The organism is Myxococcus dinghuensis (assembly GCF_024198235.1).
Taxonomy (GTDB): Bacteria; Myxococcota; Myxococcia; order Myxococcales; family Myxococcaceae; genus Myxococcus; species Myxococcus dinghuensis.
In genome coordinates, this window is the sequence record NZ_JAKCFB010000028.1 from 14,313 (window position 1) to 35,604 (window position 21,292).

General features: G+C 69.2%; 10 protein-coding genes. 7 read left to right on the forward strand and 3 right to left on the reverse strand.

Annotated features, from left to right (window positions below; all coding sequences use genetic code 11):
• Positions 1 to 103 precede the first annotated feature (103 nt).
• Both rsmG and LZ198_RS29315 read left to right on the forward strand, forming a co-directional pair.
• A complete protein-coding gene (gene rsmG, locus LZ198_RS29310) occupies positions 104 to 757 on the forward strand; it encodes a 16S rRNA (guanine(527)-N(7))-methyltransferase RsmG (protein ID WP_253975398.1) in 654 nt (217 codons plus the stop codon).
• Between the two features lie 174 nt (positions 758 to 931).
• Positions 932 to 1,597 (forward strand): hypothetical protein, encoded by a 666-nt coding sequence (locus LZ198_RS29315; protein WP_253975399.1) that lies wholly within the window; start codon positions 932 to 934, stop codon positions 1,595 to 1,597.
• Between the two features lie 76 nt (positions 1,598 to 1,673).
• On the opposite strand, the gene LZ198_RS29320 is transcribed toward LZ198_RS29315, so the two are convergent.
• Both LZ198_RS29320 and LZ198_RS29325 read right to left on the reverse strand, forming a co-directional pair.
• Positions 1,674 to 5,585, reverse strand: coding sequence for an HYR domain-containing protein (locus tag LZ198_RS29320; protein ID WP_253975400.1), 3,912 nt, complete (start codon positions 5,583 to 5,585; stop codon positions 1,674 to 1,676).
• Positions 5,586 to 6,225: 640 nt separating this feature from the next.
• The gene (locus LZ198_RS29325) at positions 6,226 to 9,657 is read right to left on the reverse strand and encodes an ELWxxDGT repeat protein (RefSeq protein ID WP_253975401.1); all 3,432 of its coding nucleotides are present in this window, start codon (positions 9,655 to 9,657) and stop codon (positions 6,226 to 6,228) included.
• Positions 9,658 to 9,973: 316 nt separating this feature from the next.
• Between LZ198_RS29325 and LZ198_RS29330 the strand changes: the two genes are divergently transcribed.
• Positions 9,974 to 10,366, forward strand: coding sequence for a VOC family protein (locus LZ198_RS29330; protein ID WP_253975402.1), 393 nt, complete (start codon positions 9,974 to 9,976; stop codon positions 10,364 to 10,366).
• A 33-nt stretch (positions 10,367 to 10,399) separates the two neighbouring features.
• Here LZ198_RS29330 and LZ198_RS29335 read toward each other — a convergent pair whose 3' ends face one another.
• A complete protein-coding gene (locus tag LZ198_RS29335) occupies positions 10,400 to 11,014 on the reverse strand; it encodes a hypothetical protein (protein WP_253975403.1) in 615 nt (204 codons plus the stop codon).
• Positions 11,015 to 18,499: 7,485 nt separating this feature from the next.
• On the opposite strand from LZ198_RS29335, the gene LZ198_RS29340 reads away from it, so the two are divergent.
• The 4 genes from LZ198_RS29340 to LZ198_RS29355 are packed head-to-tail and all read left to right on the forward strand — an operon-like array spanning position 18,500 to position 21,234.
• Positions 18,500 to 19,291 carry a ParA family protein gene (locus tag LZ198_RS29340; RefSeq protein ID WP_253975404.1) on the forward strand — a complete coding sequence of 264 codons (792 nt, stop codon included), beginning with the start codon at positions 18,500 to 18,502 and terminating at the stop codon, positions 19,289 to 19,291.
• A 59-nt stretch (positions 19,292 to 19,350) separates the two neighbouring features.
• Entirely contained in the window at positions 19,351 to 20,238 is an 888-nt protein-coding gene (locus LZ198_RS29345) for a ParB/RepB/Spo0J family partition protein (RefSeq protein ID WP_253975405.1), read from the forward strand.
• Positions 20,239 to 20,241: 3 nt separating this feature from the next.
• Positions 20,242 to 20,688 (forward strand): bactofilin BacM, encoded by a 447-nt coding sequence (gene bacM / locus LZ198_RS29350; protein WP_253975406.1) that lies wholly within the window; start codon positions 20,242 to 20,244, stop codon positions 20,686 to 20,688.
• 3 nt (positions 20,689 to 20,691) lie between these two features.
• Positions 20,692 to 21,234: a hypothetical protein gene (locus LZ198_RS29355; RefSeq protein ID WP_253975407.1), complete on the forward strand. Its 543-nt coding sequence runs from the start codon at positions 20,692 to 20,694 to the stop codon at positions 21,232 to 21,234.
• Positions 21,235 to 21,292 lie beyond the last annotated feature (58 nt).

A 21,292-nucleotide genomic window follows, 5' to 3' on the forward strand; every position in this document is an offset into this window, starting at 1 on the left:
GATGATCAGAACAGGGGCTGTGGACAACGTGTGGGAAACTCTGGGGAGATGAATCCCCTGAATGATTCCAGTGGGTTATGGGACCCCTGGCGGTGGAGGCGCTGTGGATAACACGCGGTTCGCAGATCTGCTGGCGTCCGGCTGCCGGGCGCTGGGCGTGCAGGTGGGGGAGGACGTGGGGCCCCGGTTGCAGCGGCTGATGGGGGAGCTGCTGAAGTGGAACGCCAAGGTGAACCTGACGGCCATCACCGCGGAGGAGGAGGTGCTGGAGAAGCACTTCCTGGACTCGCTGGCGGTGCTGCCGGAGGTGACGGGCGCGGCGTCGCTGCTGGACCTGGGCGCGGGCGCGGGCTTCCCGGGCATCCCGTTGAGGATTGCCCTGCCGGGGCTGGGCGTGACGTTGGTGGACACGGTGGGCAAGAAGGTCGCCTTCATCAAGGCGGCGGCGGCGAGCCTGGGGTTGCAGGGTGTGCGGGGGCTGCATGCGCGCGCGGAGGGTTCTCCGGAGAAGGAGGGCATCCCTCGCGCGGAGGTGTTGATCGCCCGCGCGTTCATGGACCTGTCGGACTGGCTTGCGCTGGCGCCCGCGTACGTGGAGCCGGGGGGGCGCGTGGTGGCGATGCTCGGCAAGGCGCAGCCGGACGCGGAGCTGGCAGCGCGAGCGGCCGAGCGTCAGCTCCGCGTCGTCTCCGCGCGGGCGTACCGGCTGCCGTTCTCCGGCGCCGAGCGCCAGGTCGCGGTGTTCGCGAAGGCGTAGCGGGCGACGCAAATCCGGCGCGTGATTCCACGGGGAGTCTCGCGCCGCGCAAGGATTGCGTGACGCCATGCGGGCAACTTGTGTCGGGCTTCAGGGGTGAGCATGTCTTGTCCTGGAGCACGAGGGCGAGGCGGCTTCCTCGCTCGGTAGGCTCCGCGGCGGAGGAGGACACGCATGAAGCCGCTGCCCGTGAACGGCGCTTTCGTCTGGGGAGATGACGCTCCCTGGGATGGACCCATCGCGGAGGCCCTGCTGTCGCGAGTCGAGTTCGAGCGACGCTGGGGGCCACCGCATGCCAGCGACCTGGAAGGGAAGGGGCTGGGGCCGGAGGAGTTCTGGGGTTGGCGCGCGCCCTGTGGCTTCCAGTTCTTCGTCCGCTACCTGCGCGACGAGGACACCTTCAGCATCTTCGCCGCGGTGGATGAGCTGGACCACGCGCTGGCCCACCTCGACTGGTGGCGCGGCGAGGTGCGGTGGCGACTGGACGAACACATGCCGCGCCGGAAGCTGGGCTGGGCGGTGTACCGACAGGACGACACGGGCAACCGCCACGACGTCTGTGTGATGGCGAGCCGTCCCCACGCGGAGTGCTTCGCGCGGCTGATGGAGGCCCGGGCGCACAAGCAGTGGTACGGCGTGGAGCTGCGGGGAGCACCGCCCTTCCGTCCGCCGCGCCCCCGCGACGGGTGGTTCGTCATCCGGCAGGACGAGCACGGCAACCGGGCCGAGGTGGCTGTGATTGCGAACGAGCGCCGCGCGCGCGAACTGGCGGCGGCGCTCGAGGCGGAGCCTCGACACAAGCAGGCCTACTTCGTGGAGCCGGCGGAGACGAAGGGCTGAGCGTCGCAGCGCGAGCGGACGCCACGAGCGGGGGAGGGTGTCCCCGCTCGCGACCGCCCCGCCACGGGGGCGAGGCTCAGCGGACGACCCCCACCGCCCGACGACGACGGGGCCTCAGCAGCCACAGTCCCAGCATCACCGCGCCCAGGCTGCTCGCGCCCGCGCCGCCCGCCTGGCACCCACCGCCCCGTCCCTGCGAGGGCTCCTCCGGCTCGAGAGGGGTGCCCGGCTTCTGCACGATGAGGGAGAACGTGCAGCTCCGCTGGTGGTCGAGCTGGTCCTTCGCGGTGACCGTCACCGTGTACGTGCCCACCGTCAGGCGCGTGCCCTTCTCGACGGAGAACGAGAGGGTCGCCTCGCTGACGAGGTCCTCCGCCGTGATGTCCGGCCACGTCGCCGCCGCCTTCCCGTCCGCGGTGTCCGCGAGCAGTCGCTGCGTGTCGGGACAGGTGAGGTCGGGCGGGAGGGTGTCCCGCACCTCGACGGAGAAGGTGCATTGCTTCTGGTTGCCCGCGGAGTCGCGCGTGGTCACCGTGACCTCGCGCGTCCCCAGGGGCACGCGCTCGCCCTGCGCGGGAGTGCTGCTCAGGCTGGGCGTGGACACCGCGTCCGACGTGTACGGCCAGTCGAAGGACAACGCGGCGCCGTCCGGGCCGGTCGCCTCGCTGACGAAGCCCTTCGGACACTCTCCGAGGATGGGCGGCGTCGTGTCCTCCACGATGACGTCGAAGACACACGACGCCGTGTGGCCCGCGCCGTCCCTGGCGGTGGCCGTGACGGAGGTGGTCCCCAGGGGGAAGAGCCCGCCGGAGCTCGGGTCGTAGGTCACCTCCGGCGTGGAGGCCACGTCCGTCGCCGTCACCATTCCGAAGGGGATGTGGACATGGTTGCCGCGCGAGTCCCACGCCTCCCTGCGCAGCGACGGCTCGCCGCAGGTGATGGTCGGCGGCTGCGTGTCCCGCACCGTGACGTCGAACGAGCACGTGGCGCTGTTGCCCGTCGCGTCCAGCGCGGCGACCCCCACGGACGTGGTGCCTTGAGAGAAGGAGCCGCCGGACGGATGGCTGTAGCGGACCACGGGCGACGCATCACGCGTGTCCGTCGCCGTCGCACGAGGGAAGGTCACCGTCTGCCCGTAGGTCTGGGTGGCCTCCACGGTCACCGCCGCGGGGCACGTCACCACGGGCGGCTCGGTGTCCTGGACGGCGCGCTTCATCGCCCACAGCTCCGCGCCCGCGCCGCGGGTCCACGCCTGGAAGAACACATGCGTGCCCGCGACGGCCAGGTCCGTGGGCGACGACGAGTCCGGCCCCGGGGCCAGGTCCGCCACGCGCACCGTGCCCTCCGTCGTGCCGTCCGTCTGCCACGGCTCGAGGCCCGACACGCCGTCGGACGCCGCGAAGAGCAACGGCCCGTCCGGCCCCACCGGCACGAGCGGCCCCGGCGTGCCCACCGCGCTCGCCGCGCCGGGGTTGAGGTCCGTCACCCGCACCGTGCCCGCCTGTGTCCCGTCGCTCGTCCACAGCTCGTAGCCATGCGCGGCGTCGAAGGCCCAGAACCAGAGCGCGCCCTGGAACGCGGTGAGCCGCGTGGGCAGGGTGAGCGAGTCGAGCACGCCGAAGCTGGCCACCAGCACCGCCGCGCCACCGTCCGTCTTCCACAGCCGCGTCGGCGTGTTGGACGCCTGGGTGACGAAGTAGACCTGTCCGTCCACCACCGCCGAGGTGAGCGGGCTCGTGGCGAGGGGAGAGGTGCCCTCGAAGCGCGTCAGCAGGCGCGTGCCCGCCACGGTGCCGTCGCTCGTCCACAGCGCATACCCATCCGCCTGCGTCTCGGCCCAGAAGAGCACCTGGCTTCCCAGCGCCACCATGTGACGGATGGCGGGCGCGGAGGCGTTGTTGGAGGTGAAGACCTTCACCTTCTGCGTGCCCGGCCCGGAGCCGTCGCTCGTCCACAGCCACTCGCTGCCCAGGCCGATGCCCGCGGCGAAGAAGAGGCGCCCGTTGGCGTTGACGAGGAGGCGGGGATTCAGGTTGAAGAAGCTGTCCTGCACCGTCGCCACCGCGCGCGTGCCCTCCGGCGTGCCGTCCGTCTTCCACAGGGCGGAGGGGCCGTTCGCCTGCGACCCGGTGAAGCCGAAGAACAGCTCCTGGCCGAGCGCCACGGCGGGGGGTGGCTGGCTGGCGGCATAGGCGGACTTCGGCAGCTTCATTCGCTGGAGGGTGCGAGTGCCCCGGGGGCTCCCATCCGTGCGCAGCAGGGTGCCGCTGTGGTCCGCGGCGTCCCGTCCCCCCTCGTCCTGACGCCAGATGAAGACCTGCCCCCCGGTGGTGTCGATGGCGCGGAAGCTCGTGCCGGGGGTGCTCGAGAAGTCCTCGAGCCGCGTGGTGCCCTGCGCCGTCCCATCACTCATCCACAGCCGCTCGTCGAGCGGGTTGAACGTGTCGCCATCCTTCACGGCGAAGACGAGCGAGCCGCCCACGTTGAGGCCCTGCCGAGGCATCGCGCTGTTCTGGGTGCGGATGACACGACCCAGCGACGCGGTCCCCTCGACGGTGCCGTCACTGCGCCACAAGGCGCCCCGGAAGCTGGAGATGAAGAGGCGCCCTCCCTCCAGGGGATGCACCCGGTAGCTGGAGTAGCTGTTGCCGGGGATCGGCAGCTTCTGGGTTCCCGCGACGGTGCCGTCCGTCTTCCACAGCGAGGACTCGACGGTGCTGCTCGACCAGAAGTAGACGCCGTCGGGAGTGGCCGCCACGACGGTGCCGGTGGAGAAGGTGTCGGGTGACGAGGTGGTCACCCGCCGCGTGCCTTGCGCGGTGCCGTCGCTCACCCAGACCTGGGCGCGGCGGTTTTCATCGTCGGCGGTGAACCAGAGTCGCGTGCCCTGGGCCACCAGGTTGCGTGGCAGGGAGTCTTGCGTGCCGGGGCGGAGGTCGGTGACGCGCGTGGTGCCGGCCACGGTGCCGTCGGACCTCCACAGCTCCTGTCCCGTCTGGGCGTCCCATTGGGCGAAGTAGAGCGTCCCGTCGACGACCACGTGGGGGACGCCACCCGAGGTGCTCGGAGAGGATTGGAGCGACAGCAGTCGGAAGGTGCCCTGCGCCGTCCCGTCACTGCGCCACAGCAGGTAGCGGTAGTCCTCGATGCCCTGGGTCTTGAAGTAGAGCAGGGTGCCCGTCGAGAGCAGCTCGAAGGGGCCGTCGTACCCGTCGGCGTTGTCCGGCATCACGTCCTTGACCATCACGGTGCCGGCCTGCGTCCCGTCGCTCTTCCACAGCTCCCGTCCGTTCGTGGAGTCGGTGGCGACGAAGAAGAGCGTGTCACCCACCCAGGCGAAGGTTGGCTCCGCGCGGGTGTTCCCACCCCCCATCACGACGCGGGAGGTCCCGGCGGTGGTGCCATCGCTCCTCCACAGCTCGAAGCTCCGCGACGGCGCGCCGGAGGACGTCATGAGGTAGAGGGCGCCGCCGTGCTCCGTCATGAACGTGACGCCGCCGGGCATCGACGCCACCAGCGACGTGCCCTCCGTCGTTCCATCCGTGCGCCAGAGCGCCTGGGTGGCGTAGCTCGGCGCGGTGCGAGCCGTGAAGTAGAGCTGGCCTCCCAGCACGGTGAGGTTCGACGGATAGGACGGCGCGGGGCCTGGGAGGACGTCACGCACGAGGGATGTCCCCTCGAGCGTCCCATCCGTCTTCCACAGCTCGACGTCGTCGGTGCCGTCGTTCGCCGCGTAGAACGTGTGCGCGCCGAGCGTGACGAAGCCCTCGGGGGCGAAGCTCGGAAAGGAAGACGCGTCCACGGGGAGTTCACCCGGGAGCAGGTCCTTCACCAGATACGGCGTGCCGATGACGAGCGCGCCGCGTGTCTGCTCCAGCGGAGTGGGGGGCGTGGGAGGGGCCGCGGACTCGGACGTGTCCGCGCAAGCGGCGCCGAGAAACGAGGCCAGCAACGCGCTCGTGAGCGTGATGGGTTTGGGTGTGGTCATGGGGGATGTGTGGAGAAACGGGGCCTGCGTGGAGAGGATTTAGCAGCTCCCATGCCAATGCATTCGAGTGACGGATGCCCCGCGCGCGTGGCGGAGATGCCACGGTGTGCCGCTCACGGCCCTCCCCGGGGATGCCCGGTGTGTGCATGGGGCAGCACGTGAACCGGACGGCGTGAACGTCGAGACACACCTCGACGGGGTGGCCTACGCCTCGTCGCGCCGACGATGGTGCGCGCCCGAGCCGCGCGCCCGGCACCCGCTGTCTTCGGGGGCCGCGAGCGTCGGGGACAGGGGCACGATGGTGGAGCACGTGCAGCTCCGGCCGTGACCTGCCGGGTCTCCCGCGATGACGGTCACGACGTGGACGCCTTGCGTCAGCCGCGTGCCCGTCGCGAGCGAGAACCCCCGTGAACGTCGCCAGCAGTCCGCTGGTGGGTGCAAGGGTTCATTGGGCTGTGGGCGAAAGGAGCGCGGCAAGCGCACCTGGGTGGTTGTGATTGCGAACGAGCGCCGCGCGCGCGAACTGGCGGCGGCGCTCGAATTGGGGCCACGACCCAAGCAGGCGTGGTTCGTGGAACCGGCGGAGACGAAGGCCTGGGTGTCTGCTTTTCGCCGGCGGGCGTTGGGTGTCCGCGCGACGTCAGGGGATGGAGCCCGCGCCGCGCCGGCGACGAGGCTTCATCCACCACAAGGTGAACAGTGCCAGTCCGAGGCCGAGCGGGCGGGTGTCGCCGGCCTGCTGACACCCTCCGCCTCCGGACTTCACGACGACCACGGAGAAGGTGCAGCGCTCGGTGTTGCCGTGGAGGTCCCTGGCGGTGACCGTCACGGAGTGGGTCCCCACGGGCAGGCGGGTCCCCTGCGCGACCGAGGTCTCGAGCACCACGTCGGTGACGACATCCCGCGCGTCGAGGGTCGGCCAGGTGGCGGTGGCGTGTTGGTCGTCATCGGCGACCAGCCGTTGGTTGGCGGGGCAGGAGAGGGAGGGCGGTCGTGTGTCGCGCACGGTGACGTCGAACGCGCAGGTGGCGCGATTGCCGACGTCGTCCGCCGCGGTGACCCGCACCTCCGTCGTGCCCAGCGGGAAGATGGTTCCCCAATAGGAGCTGTAACGGACGAGCGGCTCGGAGCCTCCCTCATCCGTCGCGGTGGCGCGGGGATGGCGCACGCGTTGGCCGAAGGGGCCCGTGGCCTCCACCACCTGTGACGGGGGGCAGGTCAGCACGGGCGGAGTGATGTCCTGGACGGGGCGCTCCAGGGCCCACAGCTCCCTTCCGGATTCGGGCGTCCACGCGAGGAAGAAGACCTGCCGTCCCGCGGTGAAGAAGTGGGACGGTGAGGAAGAGAGGGGGCCCGGCGCGATGTCCGCCACGCGCACCGTGCCCTCCGCTGTTCCATCCGTCTGCCACAACTCCTCGCCGGACGGTCCATCTGAGGCCGCGAAGACGAGCGGCCCGTCCGGTCCGAGCGACACGAGCGGCCCGGGTCTCCCCGTCGCGCTCTCGGGCCCCGGGGCGATGTCCTTCACGAGCCGGGTCCCCTCTGTCGTGCCGTCGCTCGTCCACAGCTCGTAGCCATGCGCGGCGTCGTTCGCCCAGAACCACACCGCGCCTCGCAAGGGCGTGAGGTGCGTGGGCGTCGCCTCGGGGGTGAAGGCCTGGAAGGTGGCGACGACCGTGGCCGAGCGGCCGTCTGTCTTCCACAGTTGCGCGGGCGCCCCGCCGGCCTGGGTGATGAAGAAGCACTGCGCTCCGACCACCGCGGTGGTCTCCGGACCTTGCGCCAGATGAGGCCCCGGTCCCTCGAACGTTCGCAGCAGACGCGTGCCTTCCGGGGTGCCGTCGCTCACCCACAGCGTGGGGCCTTCCTCCTGGGTTTCGGTCCAGACGAGGACCTGTCGGCCCAGGGGGAGCAGGTGGAGCACGGGCCGGAGCGAGGAGTTCGTGGACGCCGTGACGGCGAACTCATGCACCGGCCGGGTTCCCTCCGCGCTGCCATCGCTCACCCACAACGACTCACGCGCGGGGCTCGCTCCCGCGACGAAGAAGAACCGCTCTCCGGTGCTGGCGAAGAGCCGGGGGAACACACTCTGGGACTCGTGGTCGAGCAGCGGGGTCACCGCGACGGTGCCCTCCGGAGTGCCGTCGCTCTTCCAGAGCGTGGAGGGGCCGGGCCAGAAGGGCGTCTGGGGATTGACGAAGAAGACTTGCTGTTGGAACGCGATGGCGGGAGGTGGGTGGAAGACGTCATACGTATGCGGCGGCAGCCGTACCGTCTTCAGGACCTCCGTCCCGTCTGGACTCCCATCCAGTCTCACCAGCTCGCTGACCAGGACGCCGGGCTCCAGGACGGCGGAGATGTATCTCCAGACGAAGCCCTGGCCACCGACGATGCCGAGAGACACCTGCGCGGTCGAACGCGACAGCGGAGGGGTCGCGAGTCGCCCGGTTCCCTCCGGTGTCCCATCGCTGCCCCACAGCAGATCTCCGAAGGGCTGGGTGGGGTCCACACTGCTAGGCAGCGGGAAGACGAACCTGCCCCCCAGGTTGATACCCGTGAGCTCACCCACTCCGTTCACTGGGAATTGGGTGACGCCGAGCGAGGTGGTGCCCTCGGGCGTGCCGTCGGTCGACCACAGGTACCCTTCGGGTCGTGAGATGAAGAGGTGTCCCTCGCCCGTCGGATGATAGTCGAGGCTGCTGGCGAGAGGCGGGGGGACGAGCAGCTTCCGCGTGCCTTCCCCGGTGCCATCGGTCGTCCAAACGGAAGTCTCCGCGGGCGTGCTTCGCGCGAAGTAGACACCGTGGGGACTGGCGCCGACGACGCGCGACGACGCCGGGTCACCGGACACGAGGCCGGTGACCTGATGCGTGCCTCCGGCAGTGCCATCGCTCACGAAGACCTGCTCACGCTGCTCGACGTCCTGGGTGGTGAACCACAGCAGGCCCTGGCTCGACACGAGGTCGCGAGGCAGGGCCTGCTTCGTGTCGGCGTCGAGCGTGACGACTCTCGATGTCCCCGCCAACGAGCCGTCCGTCGACCACAACTCCGGCCCCGTCTGGGCATCCCACCGCGCGAAGAAGAGCCTTCCCGAGACATCTACCGGTCGGGCGTCGTGGGGTGTGTCGGAGGGGGATTGGAGGTGCAGCACGGAGAAGGTGCCTTCGGGGGTGCCGTCGGTGCGCCACAACAGGAGCCGGTCGTCCTCGATACCGGGGGTCTTGAAGTAGACGAGGTCACCGGACGCGACGACATCGAAGGCGCCTGGTCCCCGAGCGCCGTCGTCCGGAAAGGCATTCACGACCATTCGCGTGCCCGCGGTGGTGCCGTCGCTCCTCCACACCTCGCTGCCCAGGGGTGGGGTGCTGGCGATGAAGAAGAGCGTGTCGCCCATCCAGGCGAAGGCGCTCTGGAACCCCGGGGCGTTGGGGTAGGCGTAGGAGGAGCGAGTCCTGTGGGCGTACACCTGCGTCAAGCCTGACGTGGTGCCATCGGTCTTCCAGAGTGTGAAGCCATCCTCGCCGCCGTTGCCATTCGCCATCACATAGAGGGTGGTGCCTCGCGCCGTCACGAAGGCGGGCCTGTCGTTGAGCATGCTGACGATGTGGGTGCCCTCTGGAGTTCCATCCGTCCGCCAGAGCGCGACGGTGTCCAGGAGGTCCGCCGTCCGCGAGGTGAAGTAGAGGGCCCCACCCATCACCGTGTAGTTGCCGGGATGGGACGGCCACGGACCGGGGACGAGGTCGCGCAGCGGCGAGGTTCCCTCGAGGGTTCCATCGGACTTCCACACCTCGATGTCGTTGAACTGGTTCATCGCCGTGAAGAAGGTGAGGGGCCCGAGCGTGACGAAGCCCCTGCGAGACGGCATGTAGGGAGAGAGGCTTGGGGCGGAGGCGCCGGTTGCGACGTCCTTCACCAGATGCGGCGTGTGGAGGACGAGGGGACCGAGCTGGCTCCGCGTCGCAGGAGGCACATCGTCCTCCGGAGGCGACGAGGAGGGGCCCACGCATGCCATGCCGACGCAGGTCGCGAGCAGCACACCGCACAGGGTGATGGATGGGGATTGGCTCATGGATTCGCGGCGCCTGTCGCCTGCGACGGCACGCGCCCTCGCTCGTGGAAGACCCCTCACTCTATTCATTGCTCACGGCGTGTCGGACCTCTCGCGGGGCCTTCACGCAAGTCGTTGCGACCTGAAGGTTTTTCGCGGACCTCACGCCGCTCTGAACGGAGGCAGGGATTGTCCGTCCCCGGCGTGAGTTGGCGCGAAAGGGCGGTGACGGTGGAATGGATTTCCTCCAGGGCTTCGTCATGGAGGATGAGGAGCGCGCGGAGATGTGTGAGTTCGAGGGAGCGCGCGAGCCGCTCTCACGCGCGGAGGTGGGTGCATGGACACGGTGAAGCTGCGCGTGGCTCGGCCGACGCGGAACCTGGCGGAAGTGGTGCGGTTCTATCGAGAGGGATTGGGCTTCGAGCTGTTGGGTGGCTTCGAGGACCACGCGGGCTTCGATGGCGTGATGCTCGGGCACCGGGGCGCGCCGTACCACCTGGAGTTCACGGTGGAGCGGGGACACGCCTCGCCGCGCGCGCCATCCGAGGACAACCTGCTCGTCTTCTATCTCCCGGAGCGCGCTGAGTGGACGGCGCGGGTGCGTCGCATGCGTGACGCGGGCTTCGAGCCGGTGCGCTCGCGCAATCCGTACTGGGACGCGAGCGGCGTGACGTTCGAGGATCCGGACGGCTACCGCGTCGTGCTCTATCAAGGAGCGTGGACGCGTTGAGCGCTCCGAGGCCGGTTTTTCGGCCTCGCGCGCTCACATGGGTTGCAGGGCCGACAGCGCGTCGCGGATGAGCGCGCGGAGCGCTGGCTCGGCGGCTCCGGGTGCGCAGGCGAGGTACTCGCGCACCGCGGTCCACGTCTCCAACGCGGGGCCCGCGCTCGCGATGGCCTGACGCTCGGCTTCGTCGGCCACGCCGCGGGTTGCTTGCGTCGCGGTCCACAGCGCCGCCTCGAGCGCCGCGAGAATCACGCGGCCCGCGCCCACGCACCGCGTCCTGCGTTCGCACACGGACCGCGAGCCGAGGGACTCATCCGCGTACAGCTCCGCGGCGGAGAGGTGTCCACGCAGCCGCGAGTGATGCGCGCGCAGCGTGAGCGTCGTGTGCTCGGTGGGGTCGTCCAGCCAGTCCTTCAGGGTGGTGAACGCGTGCTCGGTGATGGGCGAGCGCGCGAAGGCGCGTTGCCACCGTTCGTCCTGAGGGACGCCGCTCCTCCACAGCGCGAGGGAGGGCGCGGCGACACCGAACGCCGCGAGCACCAGCGGCTGTTTGCCCCAACGCGACAACCCCCAGACCCAGTCCGCGAGTCGCGCTCGCGTGTCCGTCGTCAGGTAGTGCCTCAACGCATCCAGCTCGGGCGACTCACGCATGTGTCCTCTCCGTGCTCGGTGTGGACGGAGGCTTGAACGCTCGCGGTGCCGAACCATTTTGGATTCGTTTCCGCGTGGAGGTCGCGAGGTGCAGCGCCCTCCGGTCGGGGTGACTGACGCGTGGGACGGGGCTCCATGCGAGCGACATGAGAGCAGTGTCGCGACACTGGTGGCCGGCCTGACGGCGAAGCGGTGCCTGGGTCGGCTTCTTCTTCACGAGCAAGCGGGCACCTTCACGTCCGCGCGCTCAGCGTCTGCGGGAGTGAGCGCTTGGGTCACGGAGCGAGGCCGCGGATGGACTGGAGTGAGGAAGCGGCCCAGCGCTCGATGGGGATGAATGATGCGCGGGTTCCAAGGAGACGACGCTCCTGGCGCAGGGTCATCCTCATGATGAGAAGGGGAGGGGAGGGGCGCTGGGGGACAAGCCGGGGAGGGGAGGGGACGGGCGTCGGGTCCTTCCTTGGGTTTCTGCGGGCGAACTCGGGCGACGCTGTGCTCGGGGCGGAGCGCTTGGGGCGGATGCTTGCTCCCTCCAGACCCGGTCGAGTGAGTGCATATCGCCCGAGCATCCAGTCGCCCCCCATGCACGAGGGTGTGACGGCTGCGGGTGGCTGCGCGGTGGCCCACGGACGATGCGCGCCTTCATCGGGGACTGCGATGACTCCGTGCGGTTCGTGGGGCGGTTCATCTGGGAGCGCGCTTCCACCAGGTTCCACATGGAACCCATCGCCGTCCGACCGGGACTGATGGGTGCCGAGGTCGATGGGGAGGTCTTCGACCCCTCCGTCATCGAAGGGTCGCGCGGTAGCGGTGGGGTCGTGGAGTCCAGTCGCCGAGGGATGCCACCGCACCCATCCGAACAACCGAACTGCCGGGCGTGGCATCGGCACGGATGCGGGCCCGTGAGCGCGGTTCCATGAGGAGCCGGAGCATGTCCGCCGTCGATTGACGTCGTGCCGCCATGGCGTCGGGGTCCGACGGTGCGCGACTTCGCGTGCTGGGTGCGGGCGACTCGTGATGGCTGGGGTGCGGCGCATGCGGGCGGCGAGAGGTGCCGGGGTCCATGTGGCCCGTGGGGCTGGGCGACCTGCCCGGCTTGTGATGGCGAACGGGTGCGGGGTCCGATGTTGGGGACAGGTCCCTCATGCATGAGTTCGAGTCGGGACCTGGAACGATTCACCTCGGGGTTGGGGTGGCGCCGCGATGAAGGTGATGCGGGTCTCGTGGTTCTCGGCCCCGAGCCGGGTCGCCGCATGCCGTGTGGGGCGCTCCGAGTTCGTCCATCCGGCGAAGGCGCAGTCGAAGTGGAGGCCGTGCGGCGACTGACCTCGGGCTGGATTCGCGGCGCCGATGCTCCCTCCGGGTTCCCGTGGGTGGCGACGGTTGGCTGCCCCCCACGGGTCGCGGTGGCGCCCCAACGGTGGCCACTTCCGCTCCCGACCTCCGGCCTGACGGTGGATGCGTTCCACGTGGAACGCGCTGATGCCTGGCTGCTGGTTCGCCGGGCATGGCGCCACATCGCGGTGCCACCGCCGACCCTGACCTGGAGGTCCACGAGGGGGGAGGAGACCTGTTCGTGAGTTTCTCATCGGTGATGCCTCCGCTGAACTCGGACCGGTGTCGCGCGGAGGGCTGCCCCCGGGTTGTGCGGCCACCGACCTCGAACTCGCAGGCAGGTGCGAAGAGGTCCGCTGGCCGGACCTGCGTTCAGCGTGGAGCGGGTGCCTCCGTGCCGGACCTGCGTGGCGGTGGCTGCGCATCGCGATGCGCTTGCCGGCTTCCTGTCCGGGGCAGGTGGAAGGAAGGGGGACATGGCTCGCCTCCGCGTTCCACGTGGAACGGGCCGACACCTGCGCGCACCTGCATCCGCCGACCTCGGACCCATCGCGGGTCGTGTCGATAGCGGGTGGCTGCGAGGCCTCGGGGGCTTCCTCCCGGTTCCACGTGGAACCTGTGGATGGGCATGCCGCGAACCCAAGTGGCGTCCGACCGCATGTCGGCGCCGCCACCAACCGGAGTCGACCGTGCGGACAGTTGGATGGGCGGCGCGCCGACTCCCGGCGGGTTCCACGTGGAACGGGTCGGTGCTTCCCAAGACAACGGGAGGCGCCGCCACCGGGACCTTCGAACAGGTGCCGGACGGATGCGGGAACTGGGGCTTCGCGTTCCACGTGGAACTCGCATCACGGTCCGGGTCCGAGTCCGCGATGCGAGGTGCGGCTCACCGCGTGGCGCGAACCCCTGAAGTGGCTGACCGGTGAGGCCTGATGGCGCGACCGCGTTCATGCATCTGGAGCGGTCGGGTTCCAGGTGGAACGCGCATCGAGCCCAGACCCTGAGGACTGGGGTGGAGGGAGGCCTCGCGGCACGCATCCGGCGCCGCCCCGATACCCGCGAAGCACATCGTTCGATGGTCGCCCCGTTCCACGTGGAAGTCGCATCGCGGCACATGAGGATGACGGGATGGAACTCATTGATGGGTTCCACGTGGAACAGGAGGTGAGCACGGGACCTGGTCGCCCTGCCTCATGGGGTTCAGTGGATGGGGCTGCGCTGGCTGTTCGTGGGCGAGGCCGGAAGGCACCGATGTGGTCCGCACCGTGTTCCACGTGGAACCCTGGTCGGGTCCGGACGCCGGCTCTTCGGGGCCCGCCCGCGTGCTCGTTCCATGTGGAATGCGGAGGCGTGCGCGGTCGATGTCGACGACCTCATCGCCGTGCGGCTTGTCGTTCCAAGAGACCCGTTGCGGCGTTGGCGCAGCGGTCCGCGAAACCGGGCGGCGAAGCGCACGGGGTGTTCCACGTGGAACGCGGTGAGCCGGCGAAGGTGCCACCACGCGCGGTCGCTGATGGCGCGTTCCACGTGGAACGCGAAGCCGGATGGCGGTGAGCACATCGCGGCGATGTTGGATGCGCGTGGAGGCGATGCGCGGTGATGGGCGGTGTGCTGGCCGCGTTCCGCGTGGCTGGTGATGGGGGAGCATCGCGACGGCTGCGGGAGCGCGGCAGGAGGCGATGCGTGGTGGACCTCTAAGTGGCCATCCGCGTTCCACGAGGAACAAGAAGGTGGATGGCGGCGAGCCCTCCTTGCGATGGCGTGGCCTGGTGCTGAGGTGAAGCGTGCTGGAGGTCAGCGCGGTTCGCCACGTTCCACGTGGAACAGGAAGCGGTGATGCGGTGGTGGTGAGCGCATCCCGGCCTGGGCTGCGAGCGCGACCAGAAAGCGATGAGTGGTGGGGCGTTGAGGGCGTTCGGGTTCCACGTGGAACGTCTCGCTGGTGGTGCACCGGAGATGAGTGGTGGCGGCGGGAGGTTGGCGTGGCCCTCCGCGTTCCACGTGGAACAGGAAGCGGTGATGCGGTGGTGGTGAGCGCATCGCGGCGATGACGTGGATGAGCGCGGAAGTGAGGCGCAGTGGATGGCGCTGAGGGGGCGTGTTCACGTTCCACGTGGAACAGGAAGCAGCGATGCGGTGGTGGGCGCATCGCGGTGATGACGTGGATGAGCGCGGTAGATGCCGCTGGGGGGACTTGGCGTTCCACGTGGAACAGGAAGCAGCGATGCGGTGGTGGTGAGCGCATCGCGGCGATGACGTGGTGGAGGCGGGAGGTTGGAGTGGCCCTCCGCGTTCCACGTGGAACGGGAAGCAGCGATGCGGTGGTGGTGAGCGCATCGCGGCGATGACGTGGATGAGCGCGGAAGTGAGGCGCAGTGGATGGCGCTGAGGGGGCGTGTTCACGTTCCACGTGGAACAGGAAGCAGCGATGCGGTGGTGGTGGGCGCATCGCGGCGATGACGTGGATGAGCGCGGGTAGATGCCGCTGGGGGGACTTGGCGTTCCACGTGGAACAGGAAGCGGTGATGCGGTGGTGGTGAGCGCATCCCGGCGATGACGTGGTGGAGGCGGGAGGTTGGCGTGGCCCTCCGCGTTCCACGTGGAACAGGAAGCAGCGATGCGGTGGTGGTGAGCGCATCGCGGCGATGACGTGGATGAGCGCGGGTAGATGCCGCTGGGGGGACTTGGCGTTCCACGTGGAACAGGAAGCGGTGATGCGGTGGTGGTGAGCGCATCCCGGCGATGACGTGGTGGAGGCGGGAGGTTGGCGTGGCCCTCCGCGTTCCACGTGGAACAGGAAGAAGTGATGCGGTGGTGGTTGAGCGCATCGCGGCGATGACGTGGATGGGCGCGGAAGCGATGCGTGATGGGGGCTGGCGAGTCCCTCCGCGTTCCACGTGGAACGCGAACGCGGAGGGACGAAGGACGACGCCAGGCGCATCCCGACCACGGTTCCGGTGCGCGGTGGCATCGCGTCGACGATGTGGAGGGGCGCTGGTCCTCCGCGCTCCACGTGGAACAGGAAGCAGTGGTGCGGTGGTGGTGACCGCATCGCGACCACGACATGGGCGAGCGGCATGACGACAACGAGGTGGAGGCTCGCGCGGCACTCCACGTTCCACGTGGAACGAGAAGTGGCGCTGAGCGCATGCCGGTCATGGTTCGTGCGCGTGCCGCGAAGCCGATGCGAGGTGGCTCGCAGTGACGTGCTCCGTGTTCCACATGGACCGTGAAGCAGTGATGCGCACCTCCTGGTCACGGGCTGGGCGGGTGCGGTGATGCGGATGGGTGTCGGTCGTCGCTGAGGTGCTCCGTGTTCCACGTGGACCGTGAAGCAGTGATGCGCACCTCCTGGTCACGGGCTGGGCGGGTGCGGTGATGCGGATGGGTGTCGGTCGTCGCTGAGGTGCTCCGTGTTCCACGTGGAACGAGAAGTGGTGATGCGAACCTCTTGGTCATGGCCTGGGCACGTGCCGCGAAGCCGATACGTGGTGTCCGCTGGTGACGTGCCTCGGGTTCGACGCGGAACGAGAAGTGGCGCTGCGCATGCCGGTCACGGTCCCGGGTGTCCCGCGAAGCCGATGCGTGGTGGCCGCTGGTGACGTGCCTCGGGTTCGACGCGGAACGAGAAGTGGCGCTGAGCGCATGCCGGTCACGGTCCGGACGCGTGCCGCGGAGCCGATACGAGATGCCGCTGGTGACGTGCCCGGGTTCCACATGGAACGAGAAGTGGTGACGAGCACCTCTCAGTCATGGCCTGGGCACGTGCCGCGTGAGGTGCCCCACGTTCGACGCGGACCGCGAAGTGACAGTGCGCGCGTGCCGGTCACGGTCTGGGCGCGTGCCGCGAAGTCGATGCGTGGTGGGGGGCGGCGCGGTGCTTCGGGTTTGACGCAGAACGCGAAGTGACGGTGAGCGCATGCCAGTCACGATCCGGGGGCGTTCTGAGAAGTCGATGCGTGGTGGGTGTCAGCGTGGCGCTTCGCGTTCGACGCGGAACGAGCAGTGGCGATGAGCACGTCCTGGGCACGGCCTGGGCGCGTGCCACGAAGTCGATGCGTGATGGCCGCTGGCGAGGTGCCCCTCGTTCGGCGCGGAACGAGCAGTGGCGATGAGCGCATCCCGGTCTCTGCACGCGTGGGGATGGGGTGGCTTCAGGGTGATGTGCTCCGGGTTCCATGGGGAACGAGAACTCGGACGCGGGGATGTCGATGGACGCATCTCGGCTCCGGCTTGGGTGGGCGCGACAGGAAGCCGATGTGAGGTGGCTGTTGGTCAGGTGCTCCGCGTTCAGTGCGGCGCGCGAAGTGGTGATGCGTGCATCCACGGCCATGGCTTGGGCGCGTGTCGTGAATCCGATGCGCTGTGCATGCCGGTGAGTTCCCCCATGTGGAGCCCGAGCTTGGGTATCGAGGATGGATGACGTCGACGCGGTGAATGGGGGGGCATGCGCGTTCCTCATGGAGCGCGAAGCTCCGATGCGGAGATGCGAGTTCCTCGGCCATGCACTTGGGGGCGTGAGGTGATGCCGATCCCCGATGTGGAACGAGCGTTGCGATACGGAGTGATGGCGACGCGGACGGCTCGACCGTGGCTGCGGAGTGCGGCGTGAAGTCGTCGCGCGGTCGGTGGTGATGTGGCCCATCGCGCTCCACGGAGAGCTGGAGTGGAACTCCCGAGGCCTCGAGTTCAGGGCATGAAGAGGACCTGCGCTCGATGAAGGCTCGGGCCCGCGTGCCCCATGCGGAACGAGATGCTCATGGGGATGGTGTGCCCGCTCCGACCGTGGCGAGGACTCCGCATGAAGTTGCTGAGTAATGGGGGCTGCGCGCTCCGTATAGACACGATGACGCTGGTGGAGTGTCTCCCGGTGGTGGCGAGGTTGACGTTGTGGGCTCACCACGGACCATGAAGAGAGAGTCGTCGGACGCTCGTGCTCAGTGCCGTGCAGCCGCGCCACGGACTGGGTGCGCAACACGCTGTCGATGCGTGGTCGACGCGATGCAGGGACAGGTGCCTCGTTCCACTTGGACCAGGTGCTGTGTGGCGTCCGTTGCGTCATGCGGGACACGCAGCAGGGGACTATTGGAGATGAATCGGCATCGCGCTCACCACTCGGAAGCGTCGATGAGGCGTCGATGCCCGGTGGATGGTGGAACCTGCTCACCATCACGCGAGAACCAGGTGCAGCGCATCACCGATGCGCGAAGACCAGGAGGAATCGGCGTGTGGTCACAACCAATGTGGAGGCGTGGAGTCCGCAGTGCATCCGGAACGCGGACGTGGTCGTCACCCGCGAGCGCTCCCTCACCACCCCATGCATGGATGTGGTCCCACGGTGCCGATGCCCGGTGGATGGACGTCGACCCGATGACCTCCGCGAGGAGCGAGTAACGAGTTGAATGCCGAGCCCAGCGATGCGTGCCGCTGTCGACCAGGGGCTCGAGGGCGGAGTCGATGGACGGCGCGGTCATCCATGCCCAGGTCGGCCCCGTCAGTCCGATGGAGATTGCAGCCCGTGGCGCGCACTTCGCCGGCGCCATGGGAGCTGCTCGCCTCACCAGGTTCCATGTGGAACGCGAAGCCGAGAGGCCCCGCGAAGATGAACGAGTCGTGAGTCATGAACCCGCACCGACCACGGGCCCACGGCCTCCGGCGCACGCACATGAACCCGAATGCAACCCGGTGGCGATTGAGAACCCGCCCGTGTGCACGGAAGCGCGGAAGCAAACCCACGTCGACCACGGAGCCCCTGTTCCTCGTGGAACGCGGACACCCACTCCGCCCACGAACGCACCGTGCGGCCCCGGGGCCACGCGGGGGCGTCTTCCGCCCGATCCAACCCCGCTCCGCCGACCCGACACCCGGCCGTGACGTCCGCCTCCTTATATAGGGGGCTTCCAGGCACCATACCGGAGGGGTCCGACACGGCCTCGCGGACCGCGCGCCTCCCCGCTCGCCCGCCATCCAAGTGCCGTGAATCACTCGGCTTCGTGGGACGAAAACCGGCGCGAAAAGAGTAGCCGAGCAAGGTGTGCCGTGAATTTGATCCAACACCAAACCGCGTGCTAGCAGCGGGATCAGCGCGCAACCGCGCACCGCATCTCGCGCGGCGCCCCGGCACCTGCCGGGCGAGAGAGGATGGGCCTCGTGGGTCGAATCATCTGCATCTCCAACCAGAAGGGCGGCGTGGGCAAGACCACCACCGCCATCAACCTGGCGGCGAGCCTGGCCTCCGCCGAGCGGCGCACGCTCCTGGTGGACATGGACCCGCAGGGCAACGCCGGCAGCGGCCTGGGCCTCAAGCAGGACAAGCTCCACGGCACCATCTACGACGCGCTCCTCAACGGCCGCCCCATGAAGGAGCTGTTCCACCCCACGGAGCTGCGCTACCTCCAGGTCGTCCCCGCCACGCCCGACCTCACCGGCGCCGAGGTGGAGCTGGTCGGCCAGGAGAACCGCGAGTTCCGCCTGCGCGACGCCCTGCGCCCGCTCGCCGCCGAGTTCGACTACATCATCATCGACTGCCCGCCCTCGCTCGGCCTGCTCACGCTCAACGCGCTGTCCGCCGCGGACTCCGTGCTCATCCCCCTGCAGTGCGAGTACTACGCGCTCGAGGGGCTGTCGCAGCTGACGCACACCATCGACCTGGTGAAGCAGGGCCTCAACCCGGCGCTGAAGATGGAGGGCATCCTGCTCACCATGTTCGACGCGCGCGCCAACATCGCGCACCAGGTCGTGGAGGAGGTGCGCGGGTTCTTCAAGGACCAGGTCTTCCAGGTCGTCGTCCCGCGCAACGTGCGCCTGTCCGAGTGCCCGTCGTTCGGAAAGCCCATCATCCTCTATGACATCAAGTCGAAGGGCTGCGAGAGCTACCTCGCGCTCGGTCGTGAGCTGATGAAGCGCGATACCCCCAAGTCTCCTCGCAGGCGGGTGGCCTGAAGCATTCGCGCGCCGCCGAAGGGTCGCCGTGAGCACCCTCGCGGCGCTGGAGTCATCTCTTGGTGAAACCCGACACGCAGAAGCGGGCCCTCGGCCGCGGGCTCTCCGCGCTCATCCCCCAGGCCGCTCCCGGCAAGGCCGCCGAACAGGCCGCGCTCAAGGCCGGCGTCCTCAAGCTCCCCATCGAGGCCATCCACCGGGACAAGGACCAGCCCCGGCGCTACTTCGACGAGGAGAAGCTCAAGGAGCTCTCCGAGTCCATCAAGGCCCAGGGCATCCTCCAGCCCATCATCGTCCGCAAGGACGGTGACGGCTACCGCATCATCGCCGGCGAGCGCCGCTGGCGCGCGTCCCAGGCCGCGGGCCTCAAGGAAGTGCCCGCCATCGTCAAGGACGTCACGGAGGTCCAGGCCTTCGAGCTCGCCCTCGTCGAGAACCTCCAGCGCGCGGACTTGAACCCCATCGAGGAGGCGGAGGGCTACAAGCGCCTGACGGACGAGTTCCGCCTCACGCAGGAGCAGATCAGCCAGCGCGTGGGCAAGGACCGCTCCACCGTCGCCAACGCGCTGCGCCTGCTCGCCCTCCCGGCGGACGTGAAGAACATGGTGGCGGACGGCTCCCTCAGCATGGGGCACGCCCGGGCCCTCTTGGGGGTCCCCCGCCTGCCCGAAATGCAGAACCTGGCCCGTCAGGTCGCGGAGAAGAAGCTCTCCGTGCGTGACACGGAGCGGCTGGTCCAGCAGAGTCGCACCCACGGCAAGAAGGATGCGGGCAAGACGCCGCCGAAGCAGAGCCCGCAGGTGAAGTCGCTGGTGGAGGAGCTCCAGCGTCGTCTGGGGACGAAGGTCCGGTTGACCGAGCGAAGCCCCGGAAAGGGCACCATCGAGGTGGACTTCTTCTCCTACGATGACCTGGACCGGCTGTTGAAGCTGCTCAGGAAGGAGTAGCGCGTGGCGCTCCTTGGCGGGAAGAAAGACGAAGTACCCAGCAAGCCTCTGTTCAAGCGGGAGGAGGAATCCGTGTCGCAGCGCTCTGGTGAGGTTCATACGCTCCTGGGCAAGGGGAGCGAGTTCGAGGGAAAGCTCACCTTCGAGGGGCAGGTCCGCATCGACGGCAAGTTCCAGGGGCAGATCATCACCAAGGACGTGCTCGTCATTGGTGATGGCGCCAAGGTCCAGGCCGAAATCCAGGCCGGCACCGTCATCATCAACGGTCAGGTCGAAGGAAACGTGAAGGCCACGCAGATCATCGAGCTGAAGACGCCGGGTCGCGTGAAGGGCAACCTGGAGACGCCGTCGCTGTCCATGGACCGCGGCGTCATCTTCGAGGGTTCGCTCAAGATGGAGAACCTGGGCAACGCCTCCCGCCCTCCTCCGCCTGGCGGCGAGAAGAAGTAGGCCGTGGGTCGGGGGGCTCACCTCGCGCCCGCCCTCGCGCTGGCGCTCTGCCTGCTGTCCGGCTGCAAGGGCTGCAACGAGGAGGGGGCCTCCCCGGCCACTTCCTCGGAGGGCTCGGCGTCCGGACGCTCGGGCGTGAAGGTGCCCCTGCCGGACGGCTGGTCCGCGCAGGTGGCCCCGGACGACAGCTTCCAGGCGGGCCCGCCCGGCCGCCCGGTGCTGCGCGTGGACCTCCGCCGCGGCCAGGGGGCGCAGCTCCCCAAGGTCGACGAGCTGGCGGAGCGCGTGCGCGCCGAATCCAAGAGCATGGAGGTGTCGCTGGACCAGGAAGAGTCCTCGGACACCTATTCCCTCCTGCGCGTCACCCTGACGCCCAAGCTGGGCGACGGAGGGCTGGGCACCCCGGCTCCCGCCCTGCTCGGCGCGCGTCGCGTGGGGCAGGACCTCTTCCTCTGCGCCACGCTGCCCGGCGCCTCCGGCGAGGACGTGCTCCTGGCCACCGAGGCGTGCCGCACCATCGAAATCCAGACGGCCGCGCCCCGCTAGCGCCGGGTGCCCGCCTGCCCTGGCGCGCGACGTCCGGGCGCGGAGGGCATCTCCTGGA

Coding starts and splice junctions, on each gene's coding strand:
- LZ198_RS29320 (WP_253975400.1), bottom strand. CDS start 5,585: ATGACCACACCCAAACCCATCACGCTCACGAGCGCGTTGCTGGCCTCG.
- LZ198_RS29315 (WP_253975399.1), top strand. CDS start 932: ATGAAGCCGCTGCCCGTGAACGGCGCTTTCGTCTGGGGAGATGACGCT.
- LZ198_RS29325 (WP_253975401.1), bottom strand. CDS start 9,657: ATGAGCCAATCCCCATCCATCACCCTGTGCGGTGTGCTGCTCGCGACC.
- LZ198_RS29330 (WP_253975402.1), top strand. CDS start 9,974: ATGGACACGGTGAAGCTGCGCGTGGCTCGGCCGACGCGGAACCTGGCG.
- LZ198_RS29335 (WP_253975403.1), bottom strand. CDS start 11,014: ATGCGTGAGTCGCCCGAGCTGGATGCGTTGAGGCACTACCTGACGACG.